Origin of the sequence: Pseudomonas sp. SWRI77 (assembly GCF_014269105.1) — a bacterium.
GTDB classification, from domain to species: domain Bacteria; phylum Pseudomonadota; class Gammaproteobacteria; order Pseudomonadales; family Pseudomonadaceae; genus Aquipseudomonas; species Aquipseudomonas capeferrum.
On sequence record NZ_JABWRV010000081.1, the window covers coordinates 1 to 310 of the forward strand.

At 61.3% G+C, this 310-nt stretch carries 1 protein-coding gene; it reads left to right on the plus strand.

Going from position 1 to position 310, the window contains the following annotated elements; all coding sequences use genetic code 11:
• Nucleotides 1–310, plus strand: a 310-nt coding sequence (locus tag HU766_RS26055; protein ID WP_186661878.1) for an immunoglobulin-like domain-containing protein, incomplete at both ends; no start/stop codon positions are given.

The window sequence follows — 310 nt, forward strand, 5'->3', positions numbered from 1 at the left end:
AACTTCGAGCAGCTGACGCCGAACCCGACCCCAGCGCAGACCACGATCAACGACTCGGTCGACAACACCACTGCGACCCTGACCGCCAACCCTTCGGTAACCGAAGGCGGTGTGATCACCTACACCGTGACCCTGAGCAACCCTGCCCAGACTCCGGTAACCGTGACCTTGTCGAATGGCCAGACCATCACCGTCGAAACCGGCAAGACCCAGGGCAGTGTCGACTTCCAGACCCCGGACAACGACGTCTACAACAACGGCTCGACTGTCAGCACCACCATCACTGGTGCCACTGGCGGCAACTTCGAGC